This is a genomic window from Cyanobium sp. NIVA-CYA 375, assembly GCF_056108345.1.
The window spans coordinates 1-3034 of record NZ_JBSYHW010000143.1; the positions used below are offsets into that span (position 1 = coordinate 1).

The following is a 3034-nucleotide window of genomic DNA, read 5'->3' on the forward strand; positions in this document are numbered from 1 at the left end:
GGGATCGATCTTGCGCCCGCCGCGAAGTAGGCGATCGCACGCTATGAGAAGCAGGGCCTCGCCCACCTACTGATCTGCATGGCGAAGACACACCTTTCGCTCTCGCACGATCCGAAACAGCTGAACCGCCCCACGGGCTTCACGGTGCCAATCCGCGACATCCGCGTTTATTCGGGCGCCGGGATGCTGGTACCTCTCTGCGGCGACATGCTCCTGATGCCGGGCTTCGGCGCCCAGCCTGCCGCGTTTGGGATCGATATCGACGAGAATGGCGAGACGATTGGACTCTTTTAAAGAGAAGCTAGTACGCTGAAATAGCCGCGTAATGGATACTTTTTCGGAGAAGATTTAGTCTTATGGAGTAATACAAGCGGGCTCTACTTCTGCGCGCATCGACGCAGGATCGACCCCAGAATTCCTCTCCTGACCCGAGGCTTTTCTGTTGTCAGCTCTCAAGCAAATGGTGATTAGGCCTTGTAGCTCAGCAAGGCAGCGGACAGAGCAAGGGTCCCGGCAGGCGGCAGGTGCGCCAGTCGCCATTGGTGCTGCTTACCTCCACCCCAATCCAGCTGCTGGGATGGTCAGGCTCGCTAAAGAGACCAATCCATTCGATGGCATCGGCGATGGCGTCATCAAGGGAGCTGTACTGACCGTCAAGCTGTAGGTGCGGCTCGCAACTGCCGTCGATGAGCCGGTAGCTGCGCTCAAGCGACTGACCTGCTGTGCTGCGCCGAGCAGTGGATCCAGATGCCTGCACATCTCTCCTTCTTGGGTAATCACCATGGCCAGCGCAAGGTGCACTTAGCTGTATCGCCAGGAACACTTTGATTAGACGTTACAAGGGGCTCGCTGCTGGCAAATAGTGGGGCAAGCGCAGTTGAAAGAGGTGGTGGGTCCTGGGGCTGGCGAGCACTCCCCTTGGTCTGGCCCGGCAGCAGCAATCGCGCAAGGGCTAACGCAAGTCGCTGCGCGACCCTTGCGCGCTGCTGGCTTTTCCGGGGCGCAACGGCAGGGTCGTTCGCCAGCACAGCCATGGCCGCCACCCTCCTTTTCCTGCAGCTCCAGCCCGTTCGCCCAGCTGCAGAGCGGCACTGCCCGATTCGCATCATCTCGGTGCACCTGCTTGATGCCGCAGGTCAGCTGCTGCGGGTGCTCTTCCTCGATCGAGAGGGTCACATCAGCTCCCAGCCGCACTACGTGCCCCGCGAGGAGGCGCTGATCCTGGCTGCTAATCAGCAGCGGGTGCTTGGCTCTCAAGCCCGGGTGCACGTTCTGTGAAGCCCCTGGCCGGAGGCTCCTATGCCTCCGGCTTTCTCCTGCCTGCAGTGGGTGGGGCTTGGGCTTCCTGGCAAGAGCTGCTGCCATGCACCGCCAGCTGAGGCGAGCCCTATGACCGCAACGAGCGTTTCTTCCGCAACCACGCACAACAGCACCGCCAGTCCCCAGCGGCCCGGTCAACTGGAGATATCCAGCATCCCCGCCTATGAGGTGCTGGTCCAGCAGCAGGAAAACAGCAGGGGGATCTTTGGGCGGATGCTGCTCAATTGGCGGCGCCATAACGGCTGGACCCAATACACCGCCTGCACCTGGGCCGAGGCGATCGGAAAACCCAAGCTGGTGATCTCCTACGGCAACCTCTCGGTGATCGAGCAGGGCAAGGCCGGAGAACTACGGCACCGGACCTTCTGGCAGCTGTGGGAGCTAAACCGCCGCATCGCCTCCGGCGACTGGGGGCACGTTGGCGATGCCGAGCTACGCCGCAAGCTCGAGGGCGCCACTCCCATTGGTGATGAGGCCGCGCCGGTGTGGGGACCGCTGGAGTTTTGGTCCTGCTACTGCGGCCTGCGGCCACTGCCGCCGGCGTTTGCCTCCACGCCAGCTCCCCTTATCAGTGCGCAGCAGGCCGCAACCTTGAGCAGTCGCTGGCGCCGCCAGCTCCAATCCCAAATCAAAGAGCACCAGCTTGATCCGGCCGCAGCGCTTGACGCCTTAATGGCATTAGCTGGCGAGGAGCACGGGCGTGACTTTTATGCTGTGCTGACTGGCTTTCGCCGCTACAGCCCAGCCGAGCTGTCGGTGCTGTGGGTTGAGAAGGATCGCTACCGACCGGAGCTGTGGCTGCAGCAGTGGCAGAGGTCGTTGCCTGGCGCAAAGGGCGCGACGGCTTGAAGCTCTGAACCCGTTGCTGGCTGGCGCAGGCCCCTACCGCTCCGCATGCCTACGGCGACAGGTTGCGGGGCGGCATCAAGAATCGGAGCCATGACCGCTGCGCGCAAGCGCCTCTCCATCACTGAGGAGGTCGCAACAATCGCTCACCATGCGTCATTCCCTCTGCCGGGTCGTCGCCACTGACGCCATCGCCGCAGAAGTGCCAGAGGCCATGATCAGGTGATGCAGTTCAACCTGGTGGTGAGCACCAACACCGCCGGCATCCGCTGCAGGCAGCGCAATGGCTTTCAAGTGGTGGGCACTCTGCCGGGGACGTTTCGCCACAGGCAGTTGGGTTACATCGATGCGTTGATGATGGTCCAGGGGCTTGTGGAGGGACCAACCCCATGAAGGTTGTGCCCTTGCGGCTACAGCCAGGCGTTGACCTCCGCCAGGCACTGGAAACCTGGATGGGCGAGCAGGAGGAGCAGGCTGGCTGTGTGATCAGCGCTATCGGCAGCCTCTCGGTGGTCCAGCTGCGCTTTGCGGGGGCTGTTGAGGCCACGACCATCCAAGGTGAGCTGGAGGTCCTCAGCCTCTCCGGCACCCTTTCAGCTGATGGCGCCCATGTGCACATCGCCATCGCTGACAGCAGGGGAGCCGTGATCGGCGGACATCTCTGCACCGGTTCCCTTGTACTCACCACCGCCGAGCTGGTGCTTGGCTTGCTGCAGGAGTGGCGATTCAGTCGGGAGCTGGATCCGGCCACCGGCTATCCCGAGCTGCGAATCAGTCCTCAGGCTCCGGGTTGAGGGCCGGCAGCCGCCGCTCCACCTGCAGAAACACCAGCCAGGCCAAGCCTGCCGTGACGCCGCCGGTCCAGTCT

General features: G+C 62.8%; 6 protein-coding genes. 5 read left to right on the forward strand and 1 reads right to left on the reverse strand.

Annotation, left to right across the window (positions count from 1 at the left end; genetic code table 11):
* The first annotated feature begins 33 nt into the window (after window positions 1–33).
* Window positions 34–294, forward strand: a complete 261-nt coding sequence (locus AC01FP_RS16745; protein WP_474481809.1) for a formate--tetrahydrofolate ligase — start codon at window positions 34–36, stop codon at window positions 292–294.
* 187 nt (window positions 295–481) lie between these two features.
* On the opposite strand, the gene AC01FP_RS16750 is transcribed toward AC01FP_RS16745, so the two are convergent.
* Window positions 482–757, reverse strand: a complete 276-nt coding sequence (locus AC01FP_RS16750; protein WP_474481800.1) for a hypothetical protein — start codon at window positions 755–757, stop codon at window positions 482–484.
* Window positions 758–1032: 275 nt separating this feature from the next.
* Between AC01FP_RS16750 and AC01FP_RS16755 the strand changes: the two genes are divergently transcribed.
* From AC01FP_RS16755 to AC01FP_RS16770, 4 genes are all read left to right on the forward strand, one after another.
* Window positions 1033–1278 carry a hypothetical protein gene (locus AC01FP_RS16755; RefSeq protein WP_474481802.1) on the forward strand — a complete coding sequence of 82 codons (246 nt, stop codon included), beginning with the start codon at window positions 1033–1035 and terminating at the stop codon, window positions 1276–1278.
* Window positions 1279–1389: 111 nt separating this feature from the next.
* Window positions 1390–2169, forward strand: a complete 780-nt coding sequence (locus AC01FP_RS16760) for a hypothetical protein (protein ID WP_474481804.1) — start codon at window positions 1390–1392, stop codon at window positions 2167–2169.
* Between the two features lie 222 nt (window positions 2170–2391).
* Window positions 2392–2559, forward strand: coding sequence for a hypothetical protein (locus tag AC01FP_RS16765; protein ID WP_474481806.1), 168 nt, complete (start codon window positions 2392–2394; stop codon window positions 2557–2559).
* Window positions 2556–2960, forward strand: coding sequence for a PPC domain-containing DNA-binding protein (locus AC01FP_RS16770; RefSeq protein ID WP_474481808.1), 405 nt, complete (start codon window positions 2556–2558; stop codon window positions 2958–2960). Before AC01FP_RS16765 ends, AC01FP_RS16770 begins: the two co-directional genes overlap by 4 nt.
* Window positions 2961–3034: the final 74 nt, after the last annotated feature.